Origin of the sequence: Arthrobacter sp. UYCo732, assembly GCF_040547265.1 — a bacterium.
Taxonomy (GTDB): Bacteria; Actinomycetota; Actinomycetes; order Actinomycetales; family Micrococcaceae; genus Arthrobacter.
Genome location: NZ_JBEPPJ010000004.1, coordinates 13,173 through 33,586, shown reverse-complemented (window position 1 = coordinate 33,586; position 20,414 = coordinate 13,173). Strand labels below are relative to the sequence as shown.

Here is a 20,414-nt window from a genome sequence, read left to right as displayed (position 1 = left end):
TGTTCCTTCCCTCCGGTCAGGCGGCGGCCCGGCTCAGGCTGCAGCCTCAACCGTCGCCCTCTCCGTGGCCGACATTTCCGGCGGCGCCGCTTTGAAACCACGCGTAATCAGGGCCAGGACAACGACGCCCAGCACCAGCCATGACAGTCCCAGCGTAATCGCGTTACCGTCCAGCTGGGAGAGCAGGTACGCGCAGATGATGGCTCCCACCGCCGGGACCACCACGTAGGACACGGGGTTCAGGTTCTGCCCGGCGCGGCGCTGCCGGACGTAGTGGAACACCACGGAGACGTTGACCAGGGTGAAAGCGGTGAAGGCGCCGAAGTTGATGAACGAGGTCGAGGTGGCCACGTCCAGGAAGATCGCGATCAGGCCGACAATGCCGGTAAGGATCAGGTTCACCACCGGGGTGTGGAACTTCGCGCTGAGCCGGCCGAAGACCGCCTTGGGCAGCACGGAGTCCCGGCCCATGGCGTAGAGCAGGCGCGAAGCGCTGGCCTGCGCCGCGAGGCCGGAGGCGAACTGAGCCACCACCAGGCCGGCGAGGAACACGGCTCCGAAGAGCTGACCGCCGATCTGCAGCGCGATGGAGCTGGCCGCGGAAGCCGAGTCCTCGAACACCCCGCCGGGGTGGACCAGCTGGGTCACGTAGGACACGGTCACGAAGATGCCTCCGCCGATCAGGGCGATGAGCATGATGGCGCGGGGCATGTTCTTGCGCGGTTCGATGGTCTCCTCGGTGAGGGTGGTGACGGCGTCGAACCCCAGGAACGAATACGCCGCGATGGCCGCACCCGCGGAGATGGTGGCGAAGCTGGAGGTGTCGTTGAAGAACGGCTGGGTGCTGGCCAGGCCGCCCGCGCCGGAGGTGGACACCACGTTGCCTATGGCCAGCGCCACAAAGAACACGATGACCAGCAGCTGGAATGCCATCAGCACGTAGTTGGCCTTGTCCGCCACCTTGATGCCCAGGACATTCAGGGCCGTGGTGATGAGGATGAAACCAACGACCCAGCCACCGATGGGGATTTCGGGGAACTGCGCGCTGAGATAGGAGCCGCCGATCAGCCAGATCACCATGGGCAGGAAGAGGTAGTCCAGCAGGATGGCCCAGCCCACCAGGAACCCCACCCTGGGATCGATGGACCGCCGGACGTAGGTGTAGGCGGACCCGGCCACCGGGTGTGCGACGGCCATCCGGCCGTAGCTGTGCGCCGTGAACAGCATGGCCACGAGCGCCACCAAATACGCGGACGGTGAGGCCCCGCCGGTGGCTTCGGCGATGATGCCGAAGATCCCCAGGACGATCAGCGGGGTCAAGTACGCGAGGCCGAACAGGACCAGAGAGGGCAGTTTCAGCGTGCGCGTGAGGGTGGGTGTTGTTGTCACGGTGTTTCCTTAGGCGTTGAAGGACTGGGGAGCCCAGGTGGCCGGGGTGATCCGGCCCTGGTAAACGGGCAGTTCAATGGCGTCTTCGCCGTCGCGGAACTGGGACCAGGGGCGGTTGAGGTTTTCGGTGCCGTGGGTCCTGACATGCTCGACGGCGGCAAGGTCGAGTTCGGCTGTGAGCAGTACCGTGGTGTCGTCGGGCGCCTCGGTGAGGGTGTTGCCCTCGGGGTCCACGATGATGCTTCGGCCTGTTCCGGTGGGACCGGCGCAGTTGACGCTGACCATAAAGACCTGGTTCACGATGGCGTTGGCCTTGGCGAGCACCAGTTCCTGCCTGCGGTCCGGCGTGGTGGTTTTCACGACGTTGAGGATGACTTCGGCGCCCATCCAGGCGAGCTGGCGGGACACCTCGGGGAACCACGCGTCGTAGCAGATGTTCAGGCCCACCCTCCCAATGCCGGCGAGGTCCACGGTGGTGAACCGGTCACCGGGGTCGTAAGGTTCGAAGGGCCGCCAAGGGAAAACCTTCCGGTAATAGCCGGCAAGCCCGCCCTCCGGGGAAAGGACCAGCTGGGTGTTGAACAACTGCCCTTCCGGGCCTCGCTCGCACACGCTGCCCGGGACCAGCCAGATGCCAAGATCACCGGCGATCTGCCGCAGTTCCTTGACCCGGGGGCCCTCCAAAGGCTCCGCGGAAGCCTGGAGCGCTTCCGTGCGCTGCTGGTCGGGATCGGAATCCCCGAACAGGTGAAGCTCCGGAAAGACCACCAGCCTGCTGTGGGGCTGGACGGCGAGGGCGGCTTTGACCTCGTCCGCAAACGCCGAGACTGGCTCGCCGATGAGACGGGGCCGGGTCTGGGCTGCGATGAGGGGAAGGATGCGTTGCATGGTTATCTCCACGTTGGGGTGTGATCTGCACTATATTAGATCAGAATGATCTAATTATGGGAAGAGGAAGGATTGGGCCGTAAAGTAGCGGATATGACCCGTCAGTTAGACGACACCGCCGACACTTCGCCCATCGAGGCCGGAAGCCTGGCCGGCATCGACCGTCGCAGCGCCATTGACGCCGTGCGGCTTCGGATCGGCATGGCAATTTCCCTGGGCCTGCTGAAGCCTGGCGATCGCCTGCCCGATCAGGAGGACGTCGCCCTGGGCCTGTCTGTCAGCCCGATCACCGCCCGCCGCGCGCTGGCGAGCCTGGCGGAGCACGGTGTGGTGGTCCGCCGGCGCGGCCGGGGCGGTGGAACGTTCGTGGCCGACGAGCCCCCGCGGAGCGTGCTGGCTGAACTCTCCGCATCACCGGCCGAGTCCCGGGCCGTGAACCGGATGGTGGACCGGAGGCTGCTTTTCGAATGCGCCGTGACGCACTACGCGGCGGTAAACGCCACGGCAGAACAGCTCGATGAGCTCGAACGGCTGACTCATGACATGGCCGAATCTGCGGACTGGTCCGACTACCACAAGGCAGACGAGCAGTTCCATCAGCTGGTGGGCACTGCGTCGGGGCTGGGCACCGCGGTGCAGGAGTACCACGAGACTCTGGCACAGCTCTACGCCTACTTCATCCCCTACCCGATCCAGCTCCTGCACAAATCGAACTACGACCACATCGCACTGGTGGCGGCCCTACGGGGACGCGATGTCCAGGAAGCCGTGGAGGTCTCGCGCAAACACGTGGACATCCTGCACCTGACGATGTTCATGGGCCTGACGAACGGCGGCGCCACCTCCGAGTGATGAACGACGGCATCGACTCAAGGTGGATGCCTTTCGGGCATCCGGGGGAGCCCTTGTTGACCCATGTCCAGAGGTCCGGGAAGGCGCCTTCGTTGCCCGATATGGGAAGTCCCGGTTCGGCGACAGTTTATAGATGCGGTGTTGACGTCGCGTGGTGGCTCTTTAGCTTGAGAGAGGGCTTCGACCTCTGCCGTGAGCCCTTGGATCCAACGGGGCCGATACATCCCCGTTAGCTCTGCGTGGCCTCCAGCAACAAGTCAGGCTCACCCAGCGTGGCCACAGACGACAAACGCGCTGCCTACGACGCAGGCCGTTACATCCCGGAGTTCGGTCACCGCCGTCTCGGCCCCCTCACCAGCGACGCGGGCTCGGCCTGCATGGCACACAAACGCCCACGGCGTCCCTCCACGCCGTGGCCGAAGGCCAATGTGGGCTCCGACTAAGTTGACACAATCATGCCATCACGGGCAGCACCGTTCCGCTGCCCACAACCGGGTCAATCCTCACGGGTTATCCACCGCTACGGAGGCCCGTGAACTACCCCCCAACGGCTCCCAATTTCCAGCCGCGGATATCCCTGACTGGCCCCTCGGCTGCGGACAGCTCAAAGTCACCTGCAGCTCCGGCTGGACGGCCCAGGAATCAACCTTTGTCCTTGACAACATCATTGAGATTCCTCCGGATTGTACGTGGCCGCTCCGGACCGTCCAGCCCCTCCTTCGTCGGGGCCTGATCGAGTATCACATCTGGGACCTGCAGCGGCTCCACCAGATCCAGGAGTTCAACAGTGGCCGGTCAGAAATTGAGATCGATCTTGAGCAGTGGCTCCCGTTGGGCCTCCCGGTGCTCACGTGGCCTTGGCATAACCATCCGAGGACTTCATCTCCTCCTCGACCTCAACCTTGAGGTAGGCCGCCAATGGACTTCACCTGATCAGCGACCTCGGGCCGCGGATCAGTCGCCCGCACAATCGCACCCAGACTGGAGGCCGCCCCGATCGCGGCCAGGCCCGCAACCCCGGCCCCGGCGACCAGCACCTTCGCCGGGGGAACCTTGCCGGCAGCGGTTACCTGTCCCGTAAAGAACCGGCCGAACTCGCGAGCCGCCTCAATAACGGCCCGGTAACCGGCAATGTTCGCCATCGAACTGAGCACATCCATCGACTGCGCCCGGGAAATGCGAGGCACGGCATCGAGCGCCAACGCCGTGATCGGACGCGCCGCCAACGCCTCCACCAGCTCCGGCCGCAGACCCGGGCTCAGCGACCCGATCAGCGTGGCCCCCTCGGCCAGGCGGCCGATCTCATCCCCCGGTGGGCGGATTGATCCGTAAAACCACCTCACTGCCCCACGCCTCGTCCGCGCCCACAATCACCACACCCGCCGCGGCATAGTCGTCATCACGGAAGGACGCGGACTCTCCCGCACCCTTTTCGACCACAACGTCGTAGCCCAACTCCAACAACTGCCCGACGGTGACAGGCGTCGCCGCCGCCCTTCTCTCGTGACCCAACTCGACCACAATGCCAATACGCGTCACGTTTACTCTCTTTCATCCAACCAGCTGGCATCGGGCAGAAACCCGCTGCCCGATGCGCCAGTATCTGCTTTCGAGCGGCCAGGGGAACCTCAGATGAGGATGGACAGTGGGTTCTCGATCCGTTTGACGAAAGCAGCCATCCATGCGGCCGCTACCGCGCCGTCGACCACCCGGTGGTCGGCAGACAAGGTCGCAGTCATCACAGTACCGATTACGAGCTCGCCATCCTGGACGACCGGTTGCTGCTTTGCCGCACCGACGGCGAGAATTCCAGACTGCGGGGGGTTCAGTATTGCCGAGAACTGGTCGACGCCGAACATGCCCAGGTTGGACACAGCGAAGCTCCCGCCTTCCAGTTCCCGCTGTTGGAGCCGGCCGTGCCGGGCCCGTTCGGCGAGATCAGAGATTCTATCGCCGATCGCCGTGAGGGAGAGGCCGTCGACGCCGCGCAGGACGGGCGTAAGCAGCCCGCCGTCGGTAGAAACGGCCACCGCCAGGTCCACGTGGTCGAAGCGCCTTGTGGCCGCGTCCATCCATATGACGTTCGCCGCCGGAACATCCACAAGCGCCGCAGCGACGGCCTTCACGACAAAATCGTTGACCGAGATCTTGCGGGGCGACGTGGAGTTAACTTCGGTCCGAAGGGCGAGCAGCCGGTCGACGCGGCAGTGCGCCGTGACGTAGAAGTGGGGAACGGTCGACTTACTCTCTGTGAGCCTGCGCGCGATCGCCTTGCGCATGCCGGTGTACGGAATATCGGTGAATCCGGCCGCATCTGCAGCGGCCGCCGCCGGCGGATTGACGGGGAGGGCGGGCTGAGCCGGGGTAGGTGCGGGCGGAATTACCGCGGGAATGACCGGAGCCGGGGCCAGTGCGGGCTGGAGGTCGTCCAGATCACGTCGCACGATTCTCCCGTTGGGTCCGCTGCCCGCGACTCCGGAGAGATCTAACGAGCGTTCCTTCGCGATGCGGCGCACGAGCGGACTCGCGAATAGCCGGTCACCGATAGCGGTGGGCGCTGCCGGCGGCTTAAGAAGAAGTGGGCTTCGGCTGCATCGACCTGTACAGCCGGTGCACTGGGTGAGAAGACCCGCAAAATGCTGAATTGGAAGTGCCGCGGATGGCTGGCATTGGCGCCGGCCAGTTCAGGGAGGGAGACATTGCCGCCGTGGCCGTTCCGGGAGTGTTCGCTCCACCGTCCCAGAAGCGTTCAGCACCGTCCACCTCGGCGACGTACAGCTTGCCGGTATTCGTGCCGGCGATGAGATAAATGCCCTGCACGGAACTGAGGGCTGTCTGCCATTGCTTGCAGCGGTCATCAGAGACGACTGTCTGGAGCTCGTCGTAGCTGATCAGGAGCGACTCAAACCGGGGAACGGCTCGGTCCGCGGATCAGCAAATTCGACCACAGTCATGAGGCTTGCGTGCGTTCCCGGTTTTGCCCAGTTCACCTTGTCCGCAGTCCATTCGATAACCAGCCGGTCCGCGAGGGCGGAAAATGCCGGGGAGGACTCCTTCGAGCTTGTTGTGCCCGTGTTCGCGGGTGTACATGGTCGAGCCGGACAAGAGGAGCCGGCGACGGCTGGGGAGGTGCACTCGATCTCAGAAGCGCACCCTCGTCGCCGGCTCCTCTCACCACCCTAGGGCTCTTTCCTGAGTGGTGCCCGAGTGGTGGGTACCTGCTTTAGACACCCCGAGGTACCGGAAGGACACGTCGATGTCTGGCGCTCAGTCCCCTGTCCAGGGGGTAGCATCGCCGGCTGCGGTCCAGATCTGTCAGGCGAACGGGGTAATGATTGCCTTCAGCTGCGGACCTTCCGGAGGCGCAGCCTGCGTCGCGCCGTGTCCTGGCCTGTTACAGGGCGGACGCGCCGCCATGGCCTGTGGGGATGGATGCTGCCGGGTTCAGCGGGAGGGGAAGCCGCCGCTACCAGCGAGGACCCGTTCCGGCGGCGGCGACGGCGCAACCGGACGAGTACGAATACCGTCAAGCCGATCCAAGCGAAAGCCGCACCGAAAATCAGGACCAACGACGAGATCGTACTCATGGCTCAGTGTAGGCGCGCAGCAAGCTTTAAGCCTTACCCGATTCCCAGGGGACTGATTACTTGTCTAACAGGGATGAAGATTTCACCTTCCCCGACAGAAAGACGCACTAGTGACAGCCGTTAGCCAGAGCGACGGACTCCCGGTCACACTCGCCAGATAAGCACGATCGTGCGGGATTTCCAGCGCTACCCGATATTCTGGGTTGACCACGCGTACTGCGTGACCTGGGAGCAGCGGGCAGGGTTGTAATGAGCTGGGACAACCGCCTGCGACCCAAGGATGCTAATGACCGCTTTTCACCTCCATGCTCTGCGCTGCCCACAGTGGTAGCCGCAACCACCCAGTCCAGGCCGCGGCGGAGCATGGTCAGGCACCCCCGGTTCATTGCGGGGGAGCGGGTCCGTTTCGCCGAAGGTTCGACGACCGGCACCGGCGTCGTGGATGCCGCAACGGATGACTACTCGATCATCTGGATATGGACCGACGGCGGCCTTGGCCGGCGGATGTTCTTCCAGGGCTGCGGCAGCATCATTTCCTCCCTCAAGGATCAGCAGGAGTAAGCCTTTCCGCGCAGCGGACATGACCAAGGGGTGCACCCCCTTTCGACAAGCTGCACCCCTTGGTCATACTCACTTGACGCTAAGGGTCCACCTCCATTGGCTACGGGGCCGCGGCGAGCTGCTGTTCGCCAATGACGCGAAGAACCTTGGAGCACGCGCTTACAGGCTGCTGGATGATCTCCACGATGCCCGTCGAGGCCAGGCGGCGGGCCGTCTCGCTAAGGGGTCCACCGGCGATGATGACCGCTTCGGCTCCGTCGTCCCGACTCGCTTTCTGGACCGCTCCGAGCAGCTCCTGGAACTGTTGCGCCGGATCAGCGGCCAGCACATCGGGTGCCGAGGGGGTGAGCCTAACCCGCGTGAACCAGTGTGTCTGCCCGTGTCCCTCAACCAGCGATGCTAGGGAGTCCGCCAGCAGTGGAGTGCTGGTGGCTATGCCAGACCTACGGCTACGGCCACGGCCGACGGCCGCAATTATCTACCCGGACTGATGCCCACGGCCGGAATGCCGAGGTCCTTGGCGAGTGCTTTCAGCGAGGCGTTGTTCCGGTTGATGCCGCGGTGTGGAACGCGGCGGTTGCCTCGCCGGCGCTTACCCTTCGGGACCCGGTCTCCGCCACAACCTTGGCGATCGGCTGCATGACCGGTGCGCGTTCTTTTAGGCCGCCAGCCGCGTCACCAACCTCCGTGTTAATCCGGCTAGGCCATGGTGGCGACCGGCAGGGGTTCCAGGGGCACGTGCCGCACCGCTCCCTTGTCTGCCGAGAGAGCGAAAGCCGCGTAGGCGCGCAGGGCCGGGGAGACGGCGCGCTCGCGGTTGCGGGGCTGGTAGCCTGTGGTCGCTTCCAGCAGCGCGCGACGGCGGTCCATTTCGTCGTCGGACACTTCTACTGTGATTGAGCGCGAAGGGATGTCGATGGAGATCGTGTCGCCGTTCTCGATGAGCGCGATGGCTCCTCCCGCCGCGGCCTCGGGGGAGATGTGGCCGATCGACAGTCCGGACGTGCCGCCGGAGAAGCGGCCGTCGGTGATCAGCGCACACTTCGCGCCGAGTCCCAGCCCCTTCAGGAACGAAGTCGGGTAGAGCATCTCCTGCATGCCCGGGCCACCGCGCGGGCCTTCGTAGCGAATGACGACGACGTCCCCTGCGACGATCTGTTTGCTCAGAATGGCTTCAACAGCATCATCCTGCGATTCGAAGACGACAGCCGGGCCGGAGAACTGGAAGATCGATTCGTCCACGCCGGCTGTCTTCACCACGCAGCCATCCGCTGAGATGTTTCCACGGAGCACGGCCAGCCCGCCCTCCACCGTGTGCGCGTTCTGGATCGAACGGACGCAGCCGTTCTTACTGTCGGTATCGAGGCTGTCCCATCGTTCCGATTGGGAGAAGGCCGTGGCGGACCGGACGCAGCCGGGCGCGGCATGGAACAGTTCAACGGCCACGTCGCTGGCCTTGCCGCCGCGGATGTCCCAGGTATCGAGCCATGAACGCAGGTCCGGGCCGTGCACCGACCGCACATCGTGGTTGAGCATCCCGCCGCGGTCCAGTTCACCCAGAATGGCCGGGATGCCGCCGGCTCGGTGCACGTCCTCGACCAGGTAGTCCCCATTCGGAGCTACCTTGGTCAGGCACGGGGTGCGTCGCGAGATGGCGTCGATGTCCTCGAGCGTGAAGTCGAGTTCGGCCTCCTGGGCGGCAGCGAGCAGATGCAGGATGGTGTTCGAGGAGCCGCCCATGGCGATGTCCATGGTCATGGCGTTCTCGAACGCGGCACGGCCGGCGATGGCACGCGGCAGAACCGACTCGTCGTCGCCGTCGTAATGGGCTTTGGTGATGTCCACGATGGCCTTGCCGGCGTCCTGGTAGAGGTCGCGGCGGGCGGTATGCGTGGCGAGCGTGGTGCCGTTGCCGGGCAGCGAGAGGCCCAGGGCCTCGGTGAGGCAGTTCATCGAGTTGGCCGTGAACATGCCCGAACAGGAACCGCACGTGGGGCAGGCATTCTCCTCCAGGCGGAGCAGGTCGGCATCCGAGACGCTCTCATCCACCGCGTCCGCGATCGCAGAGATCAGGTTCAGCCGCTTGCGGACGGTGCCGTCCACCAGCACGGCCGTGCCGCCTTCCATGGGGCCGCCGCTGACGAAGACCGTGGGGATGTTCAGGCGCAGCGCGGCCATCAGCATGCCGGGGGTGATTTTGTCACAGTTCGAGATGCAGATCAGGGCGTCGGCGCAATGCGCGTTGACCATGTACTCCACCGAGTCGGCGATCAGATCGCGCGAGGGCAGAGAGTAGAGCATGCCGCCGTGGCCCATGGCGATGCCATCATCGACGGCGATGGTGTTGAACTCGCGCGGGATGCCGCCGGCCTCGATGATGGCGTCGGAGACGATGCGTCCCACCGGCTGGAGGTGTGTGTGGCCGGGGACGAATTCGGTGAAGCTGTTGGCGACGGCGATGATCGGCTTGCCGAAGTCGGATCCGTTGACGCCGGCGGCGCGCAGCAATGCGCGTGCGCCGACCATGTTGCGGCCGTGGGTGACTGTTCGTGAACGTAGTGGAGGCATGAAAGCAGTCAACCAGTGGAAGTATGACGGTGGAAGGCGGTGCTGATACTAGTAGTGGCAGTGCTAGATTTTTGGGATGAGTGATGAACGACGGCGGGAGCTGGGGCAGTTCCTGCGCGTCAGACGCGGGAACCTGGTTCGGGCGGAACTGGGCCTGCCGCCCATAGGCCGCAGCCGCACCCAGGGACTCCGCCGCGAGGAAGTTGCCTCCTTCGCTGCTGTCAGCGTCACCTGGTACACGTGGTTGGAGCAGGGCCGGGAGATCAACGCCTCGCGCCAGGTCCTGGATGCCATCGCGCGCGTCCTCCGCCTGACAGGTGCCGAAGCGTCCTATCTGCTCGCACTGGGCGGTTACGCTCCGGTTCCAGCGGCCGAGGTCGCGACCATCGAGGAGGCGCCTGCGCACGTGCAGCGGCTGCTGGATTCTCTTGGTTTCCCGGCCTTCGCCGTGGCCCCGGACTGGGGGATCGCCGGCTGGAACCGGGCCTACGCCGGCCTCTATTCACGGATCGCGGCCGTGGACCCGGCTGAGAGGAACCTGTTGTGGCTCATCTTCACAGACCCCCACCTGCGCGAGATGCTGCCCGATTGGGAAGAAACCTCGCGCCACTTTGTTGCTGAATTCCGGGCCGAGGCAGGCCCCCGGCTCGGATCGGCCGCCCACACCGCACTGATCAACCGGCTCGGCAAGGCCAGCCCGGAGTTCGCACAACTCTGGGCCGACCGTGGGGTGGAACGGTTCGCCTCCAGGCAGCGGGTGTTCCTGCATCCCCGCCTCGGTGAACTGGTCTTTGAGCAGCACCGCCTGGTGCCCTCGGATGCCCCGGAGCTGCACCTGGTGATGTACACGCCGGTGCCGGGCACCCCAACCGGCGCACGAATCCCGGCACTGATGGAGGGCCAGCCTGGATGACACCGCACTGTCAGCCGCCTGGACCGCCGCGATGCCGGGCCGCGCTCACCGCGCTGCTCGCCTACCTCGGACGGTAACGCGCGCCCGGATGGCACACTAGGGCGCCGAGACTCATGCCGTACACGCCGCGTACAACCGGGTCGGCGACTGCTCCCAAGCGCCACCCGGACTGTAACAGACTTCACGATGTGAGCTTCGTAGGCGGCTCCTTCCGCGTAGGTCTCCACCCGCTGGATGGTGGCACCCTGGTTGGCTGCCAAGGCGGCGTCGGTGACCTTAGCGGCAGTGTCGCCGGTCAGCAGGGTCTCGGTCATCCCGTTCGCCTGGTGCCCACCCTTGGACTCGTCCCGGGCCGGTGCCGTGGTGGACTGGCTGGAGTCAGGCGAAGGGGCGGTGGTCGCGGCGTTGGCCGGAAGGGCCGAGACCGCCAGGGCTCCGCCTCCAATTGCTGCGGCGAGGGTCAGGCTGGCGCTGTGCATCCGGCCGGGAAGGGGGTACGCCCGCGAATCTGGATCGGCAGCGTATTCGTGAGAGAGTGTGATGCGGCCGCATCTCTGGCCTGTCGCCATTACCCATGACTGGATTGGACAGCAACGATGAGTTTGATCCGGCTGAATGACGTCAACGTCAGCTTCGACAACGCACAGGTACTCCGGGAAGCCTTCTTCAAGCTTGAGGCCGGGGACAGGGTGGGCCTGATCGGGAAGAACGGCTCGGGCAAGTCCACTATCCTCAAACTCATCCAAGGCCAGGTCGCTCCCGACGCCGGCACCGTGGCCGTGGAGCTGGGAACCAGGACCGCCTACTTCTCGCAGTTCTCGGAGTTGAACGGCGAGTCCACCATCACAGAGGTCCTGAACGGCCTGTTCGCCCACGTGACGGAGATCGAGTCTGAGCTCGCCGGAATCGATGCGGCCATCGCCACCGACTCCTCCGACGGTGCACGGCTGGACGAGCTGATCCACCGCCAGTCCGAGCTGTTTGAGGCCATGGACCGGCTGGACGGCTGGGACTACCAGCGCAGCATCGACAAAGTCCTCACAACCCTCGGCTTCAGTGAGCACCACCGGACCTGCGCCATCGACGAGCTCTCCGGCGGCTGGCGGAACCGGGCAGCACTGGCGAAGATCCTGCTCGAGGCCCCGGACGTCCTGCTGCTGGATGAGCCCACCAACTACCTGGACGTTGCCGGCGTCGAATGGCTCGAAGGCTGGTTCAGGACGTTCAAGGGCGCCGCGATCATCGTCTCGCACGACCGGAAGTTCCTGGACTCCGTTGTCACCCGGATCATCGAGGTGGAGAACCACCACCTGCACGAGTACCCGGGGAACTTCGCCGAGTACGTGGTGGCCAAACAGTTCCGGCTCAAAAGCCTGGAAAGCCAGTTTGTCCACGAGTCGGAGCTGCTCGCCTTCGAAGCCGAGGGCATCTCCGACCGCCGGGAGGCTGCCAAGGCCGCGGGCAAGGGCCTGGCGAACCAGCTGGCCAGGATCAAGAAGTCCAGGGCGCCCCGGCCAGTGGACCAGATCATCACGGAGATCTATGGCGGCCTCTACGTCAAGGACGTTCTGTGCCGGGTGGAATCGCTGGGCAAGGCCTACGGCGGCAGGACTCTTTTCAGCGATCTGAGTTTCGAGATCGGTCGCGGCCACCGGATCGCGGTCATCGGAGCCAACGGCAGCGGCAAGACCACGCTGCTGCGGGCGCTCACCGGTGAAGAGCCGGCTGATGCCGGCACCGTGGCCTGGGCCAAGGGCGCGGGCATGGTCTCGTACAACCAGGTACTTGAGGAACTGGACGACGACGACACCGTCACCCACGCGGTCAACGCGATGCCGGACAGCCTGGCCCTGACGGCGACGAAGAAATCGGTGAACAGGTTCCTGGCCATGTTCCAGTTTTCCGAGGCCGATCTTAAACAGAGAATCGGCAACCTCTCCGGCGGCCAGCGTGCCAGGGTGGCGATGGCCCAGTGCCTGCTCTCCGGCGCCTCGGTACTGCTGCTTGACGAGCCCACCAACCACCTTGACCTGTCCAGCACCCAGGTCATGGAACGCGCCCTGCTGCACTTTCCGGGGGCCGTTGTGGTGGTCAGCCACGACCGTTTCTTTACGGACAAAATCGCCAACCGCCGGCTGGTGTTCAGCGCAGCAGACTCGGGCCACGGAGCCGTCGCCCTGCAGGCCAGCTGACCCCTAGAGCCAGCCCTTGCGCTTGAAGATGGCGTACATCAGGGTTGCCGTGGCGGCCATCAGCACCATGGCTAGGGGGTAGCCCAGGGTCCAGTGCAGCTCAGGCATGTGATCGAAGTTCATGCCATACACCCCGGCCACGAACGAGGGCGCGAAGAAGATCGCCGCCCAGGATGAGATCTTCTTGACCTGTTCGTTCTGTTCGGCGCTGGCCTCGCTCTGCCGGTTGGCGGTCAGTGTCCCGTCCAGCGTGAGGGCGTTCTGTAGCAGGTCACGGAACGAATCCGCGCGGGAGATCAACCGTGCCACGTGGTCCTCGACGTCGCGAAGGCTGTGCTGCAGGTCCGAGTCCACCCCGTACTTTTCGAAGCCGCGTTTGAGCTGCTGCATCATATCCGGCAGGGGATGGATGGCGCGCTGGAACTGGATGACTTCGCGTGCGAGTTCATAGATCCGGCGGGACACCGTGGCATCCCCGCTGAACAGCTGGTCTTCGATCTCGTCGATGTCGTTTTCCAGGCCGGCCACCACCGGTGCGTAGTCGTCCACCACCATGTCCAGCAGGGCGTAGAGGACTGCCTCGGGGCCGTGCCGCAGGAGGTCGGCGCGGTCCTCCAGGCGGCGCCTCACCCGGCCAACCCCGGCCATTTCGGCATGGCGGATGGTTACCACGAAGTTCGGGCCTGTGAAGATGTGCAGTTCGCCGAATTCCACGGTCTCGGTTGAATCCAGGTAGCGTGCCGGCCGGAGCACCGTAAACAGGTTGTCCGCATAGCGTTCCAGCTTGGGGCGCTGGTGCGCCGAAATGGCGTCCTCCACCGCCAGGGCATGCAACCCGAACTCGCTGGCCACCGCTGCCATTTCCTCCGCAGTGGGCCGGTACAGCCCAATCCAGGCCATGCCGCCGTGGTGGGCGAGGGCGTCGAAGGTCTGTTCCAGGCTCTTCGGCTCTGCACTGCGGACGCCATCCACATACACGGCATTATCGATGATGGTCACGTCAGGACATCGCCCCGATGATGACGCCGGACAGCGTCATGGCGGGCAGGCCATGGCCGGAATCGATCCGCGTGACTGCCGCGGGACGCCCGGCGAACCCGTTGTGGATGACCTGGCCTCCAGCGCGGAACACGAGCGCCAGAACCAGTGCGAACAGGCCGCCCGCCAAGGCAGTGTCCAGGCCCAGCTTGCTGATCAGGACAGCCAGCAGGACGTCAGTCAGGGCAGCAGCCACCATCATGGGAACCCAGATCCCGGCGCCGCCACTGATGTTTTTGAGGTCATTCTCCGTCTTGCGGATGGATGCCATCCATCGCTTGCCCAGGACGGCGGGCATGTACCAGACGAAGCCGATGGCCATGCTGGCGATGAACGCCAGAAGCACGGCGAGCCAGTAAATTTGTGAAACATGTGAAAGCCAATCCATGCTCGAAGCCTAGCCTTTGCCCGGCATGGCCTGTGCAAGACGGCTGATTAGCGGCTCGGTCCGGTAGGGAATGTGGGTGTGGAGCGCCAGGACTGTTTCGGTCCGGATAACGCCTTTGATGCGGAGGATCTGGCGGAGGGCTGACTGCAGATTGTGCGTATCGGTGGCCACAACGCGGCACCACACGTCTCCCCGGCCGGAGATCTCATGGACCTCCAAAACCTGGGGCAGCAGCCGGAGGGCGCCCACCACTCCGTCCAGCTCCCGGTGTGTCACTTCGATGGTGACGAAGGCGACGACGTCGTACCCCACCGCCGCGAGGTCCACCTCGCGTCCGCCGCCGTGCAGCACACCGGCGCGGAGCAGGCGCCGGACGCGGGACTGCGCGGTGTTCCGGGCAATCCCCAGCGCCTCGCTGAGTTCGCCAATCTGGACGCGGGGATCCCGGACGAGTTCCAGCAGGATCTTCAGGTCTGTGGGATCAAGTGTTTGCAAACTGTCACTTTCGATTACCAAGGCTACAAATAATTGCCTGTTTTGCTCAATTGTTGCATGAAGAGCAGATGAAAAAAGCAGAAAGGGCACAGAATTTAGCTATCCATTTGCACCCCGGCGCGGCTTCCCACAAGGACCTCCCGCCCGGCAGATGCCAAGGCAGCGCCAATGACAGTCTTCAGTGAACTTCGCATGCGTCCGGCCACCGCCGGGCGTCAAGGGTGGAACGCTTCCACCACCGCCCGGCTGGTGATGGCCTGTGCCGTCATCTCCCTGTTGCTGGTCGGTGCAAACCTGGCCACACCCCTCTATCCGCTGCTGCAGGCAAACCTGGGCCTCTCGGCGCTGGGTGTCACTGCGGCCTTTGCCAGCTACGTCCTGGCCCTGGTGGCCACGCTGATGCTGGCGGGGCATTGGTCTGACCACATCGGTCGGCGGGCAGCGCTCATTCTTGCCGTCATCGCCGGACTGGCGGGTGGCTGGGTGTTTTCGCAGGCGGAGAACCTGGTGGCGCTTTCAGCAGGCCGGGCGCTGCAGGGTGTGGCCGTTGCCCTGGCTACCGGCGCCAGTGCCGCCGCGCTGCGCGAGCTCCTTCCGTCCCGGCCGGAGTGGGCGTCCCGTTTCACCCTGCTGGCGACGGCCGGCGGAGTGGCGGCCGGCCCCGTCATCGGCGGCGTGCTGTCCATGCTGCCGGGGCCCACCACGGCGCCGTACTACGTACACTCGGTAGTTCTGGCCGGGATGCTCGTGCCGCTGTTCCTGCTGAACGCCCGGCCGGCCATCAAACCGCCAGCCGGGCGGCGGCCCATTCTGGTCCTGGTTCCACGCCGGCCGTCGGTGTCCACGGAGGCGAGGGGCGCCTTCTGGCTGGCGGCCGCCGTCGGATTCCTCAGTTTTTCCGTTTTTGGTTTTTGTCTGTCGCTGGCCCCCGGCTACTTCGCCCAGATGGTGCACACGGACTCGCGGCCGCTGATCGGTGCCTTGGCTGGAATGATCCTTGCCGCCTCGGCGCTGAGCCAGCTGCTGGCCGTGCGGGGCCGCTTTGTGGTTCCGGCCGGGCTGGCGGTCCTGGGAATCTCCGTACTGCTGCTGGCGGCAGCGGCCGCATGGCACAGCCTGCTGCTGCTGGCTGCCGCTAGTGTCTGCGCAGGGCTGGGCCAGGGCGTTGCGTTCCGCACCGTTTTCAACGACGTCGCGGCCAAAGTGGAGGTGTCGCACCACGCACAGGTCATCAGTACGGTTTACGTCATCACGTACCTGGGCAGCGCCGTTCCGGTCATCGGACTGGGATGGGCCACTGCGGCCTTCGGACTCCCGGCATCGGTGACGGCGTTTGTCATGGTGTGCAGTGCCGCCGCACTGACCCTGGCCGCGCACACCCTCAGGACGGCCGTGCAGCGGGGCCCGGCCTAGCCGCCGGAACGCCTACTCGGGCAGCGGACCGTGGTTGCCCTGGATGTGTTCGAAGACGAGGGTGGTTTCTGTGTGGCCCACCACGGGGTCGGTGGCGAGGTTGTCCAGGACCCAGTCCCGCAGGTCCTCGGTGGTTCCTACCGCGATGTGCAGCAAATAGTCCACGGAACCTGACGTGTGGAAGGTCGAGAGCACTGCCGGCAGGTGCGGCACTCGGGCGGTAAAGCGGTCGATCTGGTCCCGGTCATGTGCCCTGAGTCGGACAGCCACCAGCGCCTGGACGGACCGGCCGATCGCCGAGAGGCTGAGCTTGGCCTCGAAGCCCTGCACGATGCCGCGCTCGGACAGGGCACGGGTCCGCATCAGCGCGGTTGACGGCGCGATGCCCACCAGCTCAGCCAGCTGCTTGTTGGAGATCCGGGCATCATCCACCAAAGCGGCGAGAAGCCGCTCATCAATAGCGTCCAGCGGTTCAATCTGGCTGCCCGGACGGATGGATTTTGGATTGGTGCTCATGGGATCTCCTCGTACGTCTTTGAGTTCATCCTAGACGCCCGTTTCACCACAATCACCTCCGCCCAGCCCCTTTCGCCGAATAATCACCACAGATTCTGGCCTTTGGTGGCTGATAGTTTTACGGCTGGCAGCGCGCTGCGGGTCGGTCAGCCCGGGGCCGGCGTCCCGCTGTGCGGGGAGTGATGGACGACGGCGACTGTCACCGCCGTGATGCACGCCAGTACCATGACGGCCAGGGCAAGGGCCGCCCACCCCAGGGACTGGAAAACGAGGCCGCCGGCCCAGCCGATGACGCTTGAGCCCAGGTAGTAAGCCGAATTATAGAGCGACGCGGCCTGGGCGCGGCCGGTGGTGGCAATGCTGCCGGACCAGCCGGAGCCGATGCTGTGGGCGGCGAAGAAGCCGCCGGTAAAGATCACCAGGCCGGCCAGGATCAGGGCGAGCACCTGAGTGAGCGTCAGCGCCAGGCCTGCGACCATCAGGATGAGGCCCGCCAGCAGGACATTCCTGCGGCCGAAGCCGGCTGTCAGCCCACCAGCCCACCGCGAGGTAAGGGTGCCCGAAAGGTAGGCGAGGAAAATCAGGCTGATCACGGTGGCAGGAAGCGCGAAGGGCTCAGCGGACAGGCGGAAGCCCAGGTAGTTGTAGACCGCCACAAAGCCTCCCATCAGGAGGAACGCCTGCACGTAGAGAGCCAGCAGGCGGGGGGTCCGCAGGTGGCCCGCCAGCAACCCGAAAGCGCCGCGGAGCCCGGCGGCCCTGGTGGCGGTGAACCCTTTCGCCTTGGGTATCAGGATCAGGAAGAGTACGGCTGCCGCGGTTGCCAGCAAGGACACCGCAAGGGCCGCTGTCCGCCAGCCCCACAACTCACCGGCCGGGCCAGCCACCAGCCGGCCCGCCAGGCCGCCCAGGGTGGTGCCGGCAACATAGCTGCCGGCGGCCATCGCCGCATGGGCCCGGTTCACTTCTTCGTTCAGGTAGGCGATGGCGACCGCCGGGATCCCACCCAGGGCCATGCCTTCGAGCAGCCGGAGAGCGAGCAGCACGCCAAAGCTCGGCGCAAGCGGCACCAGGAGTCCCAAGACGGTGGCCGCCGAAATGCCCCAGGTCATGGCCTTGACTCGGCCTATCCTGTCCGCCAGGAAAGACCAGGGAATGACAGTGATGGCAAGGCCCACCGTGGCCAGCGAGATGGTCAGGGCCGCCTCGGCGGCGGTGACCTGCAGATCCGCCGCCATGATCGGCAGCACCGCCTGGGTGGAGTAAAGCTGGGCAAAGGTCGCGACGCCCGCAAAAGCCAGGCCCGCCAATACCTTGCGGTAGGCGGCGGAGCCCTTGGAGTGGCCCTCCCACACGTCCCGCTGCGCCGCGGAGGTTGCTGATGCGGTCGCGAGTTCTGGCATAGCTCAAAGGGTAGGCTTTTGGAATTCATGCTTCCAATGCATGTTTTAGCTAGATTCCATAGCAGATATGGAACACTTCCAAGCTGTCAGTCAGAATGGGGTCCGCGATCGACGATCATCAGCAGCTGGCAAAACTCCTCCCGCTTCTTCCGATCCTTGCTGAACTGGGCCGCACGCAGCACGTCACGGAAACCGCCGAGCTGCTCGGAGTACCACAGTCCACCGTGAGCAGGGCACTGTCCCGGGCAAGCGCCGTCGTCGGAACTGAGTTGCTGATCCGGGACGGAAGGGGCGTGCGCCTCACGGCGGCCGCCCAGACCCTGCTGCCTTATATTGACTTAGCCCTGACGGAGTTCCAGGCCGGGTTGGCCCTGGTCCGGCACGAGTCGGACGTTGTGCGGGGGAAGATCTCGGTGTCTTTCCAGCACACGTTTGGCGAGGCCACGCTGCCACTGCTTATCAGTGCTTTCCGCAGCCGTCACCCGGAAGCAGGATTCATCCTTCGCCAGGGGGCGCGGGATGCGTGCCTAGCGGAGCTCGCCTCAGGTCAGGCAGACCTTGCGCTGATCGCGCCCGTGCCTGCAGCGAGCAGCTCTATCTTCTCGGCGGCCCTGTACCGGGAGCCGCTTCGACTGGTGGTGCATCACAGTCACCCGCTGGCTGGACGCGGCAGCGTCGGGCTGCAGGATATCCGGCGGGATTCCTTCGTGGCTCTGGAACCGGGGTACGGCATGCGGTCCCTGACCGATGCACTGTTCCGAGAAGCCGGATTCCGACCACGGATCGCCTTCGAGAGCCAGGACACCCACACCGCCCGCGGCCTGGTCTCCGCCGGGCTGGGCGTCAGCATCCTGCCGCCGGGCGGGAATGGGCCGCGGCGCCATGTCAGCCCTGAGACGGGCAACCTGGGCTGGGTTGAACTTGCGCTGGAGTCCGGGCTCGCCTACCGGGAAATCGGGCTGGGGTGGCGACGCCGGAAGCCTGGCCCTGATGCTGAACCGGATTCCGTCCGGTATTTCCGGGAACTTGTCATGCAGGAGGGGCCGCAACTGCTGGCGGGCCTGGTGGCCGCGCGGTCCGAAGGCGGCTGACGGCCGGCCCTTGAGACAGGACGGCGGCCGTTCAGTAGGCTGATGACGTGACTGATACCGAGCGTCCCCAGGCTGCATCTTCCGGAAACCGGGCCGAGACCGCAGGCGCGTCCGAAGCTGTCCCGCGCGCCTTGGCGGGCGTCATTATCGGACTGGATATCGGCGGCACCAAGACCCGCGGTGTCCGTTTCGAAGACGGTGTGGGAGTCGCTGACGAGTCGGCCGGGAGTGCCAACGTCCAGAACGTCAGCCCTGAACAGGCGGCGCTGAACCTCGCGGACCTGTTCGCCCGGATCGGTGCGGGCCCAGTGTCCCAGGTGTATGCCGGGGCGGGCGGCATTGATACCGACGACGACGCTGCCGCACTTGCTGCGCTCATTACACCTCATGTTCCGGGAGCGAAAGTCACGGTGGTCCACGATTCGAGGCTGCTGCTGGCCGCCGGCGGCGCCGGCACGGGTGTGGCCGTGATTGCCGGGACAGGCTCCGCGGCCTGGGGCAGGAATACAGCGGGGGAGGAGGCCCGGGCCGGCGGTTGGGGCTACCTGCTCGGTGATGAGGGCAGCGGCTACTGGCTGGGCCGTGAGGCCGTCCGGCACAGCCTGCGCCGGATGAACCAGGGGCTGCCGGCCGATCAGCTCACTACTGCCCTGCTTGCCGCCTGCGAAGCGGACCACCCCAACAGGCTGATTGCGCTCTTCCATTCCCCGGCGACCGGCCGCCGGTTCTGGGCCCAGCAGGCCCGCCTCGTTGTGGGCGCCGCTGCGTCAGGCCACGAAGCCAGCCAGGAACTGCTGGACCAGGCCGGCAAGGACCTGGCGGCGCTCGCCGTACAGGCACTCCGGAAACTGGGAATCGAAGGCCCGGTCATCCTGGGCAGCGGGCTGGGCATGAACGTGGTTCCGCTGCAGGAGGCCTTCCGGAAGCATCTGGCGGCCGCCGGCATCACCGACGTCCGGGTCCTGGACCAGGATCCTGTGTTCGGGGTCCTGCAGCTGGTGAAGGATCCCCCAGGAACCGTTTGACTTCGACGGCGGGCGAGCCGGGCCCCCGCCGCGCCGGGGCCCGCCAACGAATGAATGATTACAATAGGGATTCGCTTGCCCGAAATTGCCCGCGG

General features: G+C 65.4%; 18 protein-coding genes and 1 pseudogene. 8 read left to right on the top strand and 11 right to left on the bottom strand.

The window, feature by feature from the left end; all coding sequences use genetic code 11:
• Positions 1-33: 33 nt before the first annotated feature.
• On the bottom strand, positions 34-1,389 hold the full coding sequence (locus tag ABIB45_RS08120; protein ID WP_354215401.1) for an APC family permease: 1,356 nt from the start codon (positions 1,387-1,389) through the stop codon (positions 34-36).
• A 9-nt stretch (positions 1,390-1,398) separates the two neighbouring features.
• The gene (locus ABIB45_RS08115) at positions 1,399-2,277 is read right to left on the bottom strand and encodes a carbon-nitrogen hydrolase family protein (protein WP_354215400.1); all 879 of its coding nucleotides are present in this window, start codon (positions 2,275-2,277) and stop codon (positions 1,399-1,401) included.
• Positions 2,278-2,370: 93 nt separating this feature from the next.
• Here ABIB45_RS08115 and ABIB45_RS08110 point away from each other — a divergent pair, with 93 nt between their 5' ends.
• Both ABIB45_RS08110 and ABIB45_RS08105 read left to right on the top strand, forming a co-directional pair.
• Positions 2,371-3,129: a FadR/GntR family transcriptional regulator gene (locus tag ABIB45_RS08110; protein WP_354215399.1), complete on the top strand. Its 759-nt coding sequence runs from the start codon at positions 2,371-2,373 to the stop codon at positions 3,127-3,129.
• A 272-nt stretch (positions 3,130-3,401) separates the two neighbouring features.
• Complete coding sequence (locus ABIB45_RS08105) at positions 3,402-3,572, top strand: hypothetical protein (protein ID WP_354215398.1); 171 nt, start codon at positions 3,402-3,404, stop codon at positions 3,570-3,572.
• Positions 3,573-3,979: 407 nt separating this feature from the next.
• Here ABIB45_RS08105 and ABIB45_RS08100 read toward each other — a convergent pair.
• Together ABIB45_RS08100 and ABIB45_RS08095 are read right to left on the bottom strand one after the other, a co-directional pair.
• A pseudogene (locus tag ABIB45_RS08100) lies at positions 3,980-4,668 on the bottom strand (Re/Si-specific NAD(P)(+) transhydrogenase subunit alpha); the annotation flags it as partial.
• Positions 4,669-4,757: 89 nt separating this feature from the next.
• A complete protein-coding gene (locus ABIB45_RS08095; protein ID WP_502909112.1) occupies positions 4,758-5,573 on the bottom strand; it encodes a 2-oxo acid dehydrogenase subunit E2 in 816 nt (271 codons plus the stop codon).
• Between the two features lie 1,506 nt (positions 5,574-7,079).
• Between ABIB45_RS08095 and ABIB45_RS08090 the strand changes: the two genes are divergently transcribed.
• The gene (locus ABIB45_RS08090) at positions 7,080-7,277 is read left to right on the top strand and encodes a hypothetical protein (RefSeq protein ID WP_354215397.1); all 198 of its coding nucleotides are present in this window, start codon (positions 7,080-7,082) and stop codon (positions 7,275-7,277) included.
• Between the two features lie 100 nt (positions 7,278-7,377).
• Here ABIB45_RS08090 and ABIB45_RS08085 read toward each other — a convergent pair whose 3' ends face one another.
• Positions 7,378-7,605: a hypothetical protein gene (locus tag ABIB45_RS08085; protein ID WP_354215396.1), complete on the bottom strand. Its 228-nt coding sequence runs from the start codon at positions 7,603-7,605 to the stop codon at positions 7,378-7,380.
• 371 nt (positions 7,606-7,976) lie between these two features.
• The gene (gene ilvD, locus ABIB45_RS08080; RefSeq protein ID WP_354215395.1) at positions 7,977-9,845 is read right to left on the bottom strand and encodes a dihydroxy-acid dehydratase; all 1,869 of its coding nucleotides are present in this window, start codon (positions 9,843-9,845) and stop codon (positions 7,977-7,979) included.
• A gap of 76 nt (positions 9,846-9,921) precedes the next feature.
• Between ilvD and ABIB45_RS08075 the strand changes: the two genes are divergently transcribed.
• Together ABIB45_RS08075 and ABIB45_RS08070 are read left to right on the top strand one after the other, a co-directional pair.
• Positions 9,922-10,758 carry a helix-turn-helix transcriptional regulator gene (locus ABIB45_RS08075; protein ID WP_354215394.1) on the top strand — a complete coding sequence of 279 codons (837 nt, stop codon included), beginning with the start codon at positions 9,922-9,924 and terminating at the stop codon, positions 10,756-10,758.
• Positions 10,759-11,354: 596 nt separating this feature from the next.
• Positions 11,355-12,950, top strand: coding sequence for an ABC-F family ATP-binding cassette domain-containing protein (locus ABIB45_RS08070; protein ID WP_354215393.1), 1,596 nt, complete (start codon positions 11,355-11,357; stop codon positions 12,948-12,950).
• A 3-nt stretch (positions 12,951-12,953) separates the two neighbouring features.
• On the opposite strand, the gene corA is transcribed toward ABIB45_RS08070, so the two are convergent.
• Genes corA through ABIB45_RS08055 form a run of 3 tightly spaced genes read right to left on the bottom strand, consistent with a single transcriptional unit; the run spans position 12,954 to position 14,871 of the window.
• On the bottom strand, positions 12,954-13,949 hold the full coding sequence (corA, locus tag ABIB45_RS08065) for a magnesium/cobalt transporter CorA (RefSeq protein ID WP_354215392.1): 996 nt from the start codon (positions 13,947-13,949) through the stop codon (positions 12,954-12,956).
• A gap of 1 nt (position 13,950) precedes the next feature.
• Positions 13,951-14,376: a DUF1761 domain-containing protein gene (locus ABIB45_RS08060; RefSeq protein WP_354215391.1), complete on the bottom strand. Its 426-nt coding sequence runs from the start codon at positions 14,374-14,376 to the stop codon at positions 13,951-13,953.
• Positions 14,377-14,385: 9 nt separating this feature from the next.
• Positions 14,386-14,871 carry an Lrp/AsnC family transcriptional regulator gene (locus ABIB45_RS08055; RefSeq protein WP_354215390.1) on the bottom strand — a complete coding sequence of 162 codons (486 nt, stop codon included), beginning with the start codon at positions 14,869-14,871 and terminating at the stop codon, positions 14,386-14,388.
• A 168-nt stretch (positions 14,872-15,039) separates the two neighbouring features.
• Between ABIB45_RS08055 and ABIB45_RS08050 the strand changes: the two genes are divergently transcribed.
• Positions 15,040-16,284, top strand: coding sequence for an MFS transporter (locus ABIB45_RS08050; protein WP_354215389.1), 1,245 nt, complete (start codon positions 15,040-15,042; stop codon positions 16,282-16,284).
• Positions 16,285-16,296: 12 nt separating this feature from the next.
• On the opposite strand, the gene ABIB45_RS08045 is transcribed toward ABIB45_RS08050, so the two are convergent.
• Both ABIB45_RS08045 and ABIB45_RS08040 read right to left on the bottom strand, forming a co-directional pair.
• Positions 16,297-16,800 carry an Lrp/AsnC family transcriptional regulator gene (locus ABIB45_RS08045; RefSeq protein WP_354215388.1) on the bottom strand — a complete coding sequence of 168 codons (504 nt, stop codon included), beginning with the start codon at positions 16,798-16,800 and terminating at the stop codon, positions 16,297-16,299.
• A 146-nt stretch (positions 16,801-16,946) separates the two neighbouring features.
• Positions 16,947-18,203, bottom strand: coding sequence for an MFS transporter (locus ABIB45_RS08040; RefSeq protein WP_354215387.1), 1,257 nt, complete (start codon positions 18,201-18,203; stop codon positions 16,947-16,949).
• Between the two features lie 95 nt (positions 18,204-18,298).
• On the opposite strand from ABIB45_RS08040, the gene ABIB45_RS08035 reads away from it, so the two are divergent.
• Positions 18,299-19,294 (top strand): LysR substrate-binding domain-containing protein, encoded by a 996-nt coding sequence (locus ABIB45_RS08035; RefSeq protein WP_354215386.1) that lies wholly within the window; start codon positions 18,299-18,301, stop codon positions 19,292-19,294.
• Positions 19,295-19,341: 47 nt separating this feature from the next.
• Positions 19,342-20,319, top strand: coding sequence for an N-acetylglucosamine kinase (locus ABIB45_RS08030; protein ID WP_502909103.1), 978 nt, complete (start codon positions 19,342-19,344; stop codon positions 20,317-20,319).
• Positions 20,320-20,414 lie beyond the last annotated feature (95 nt).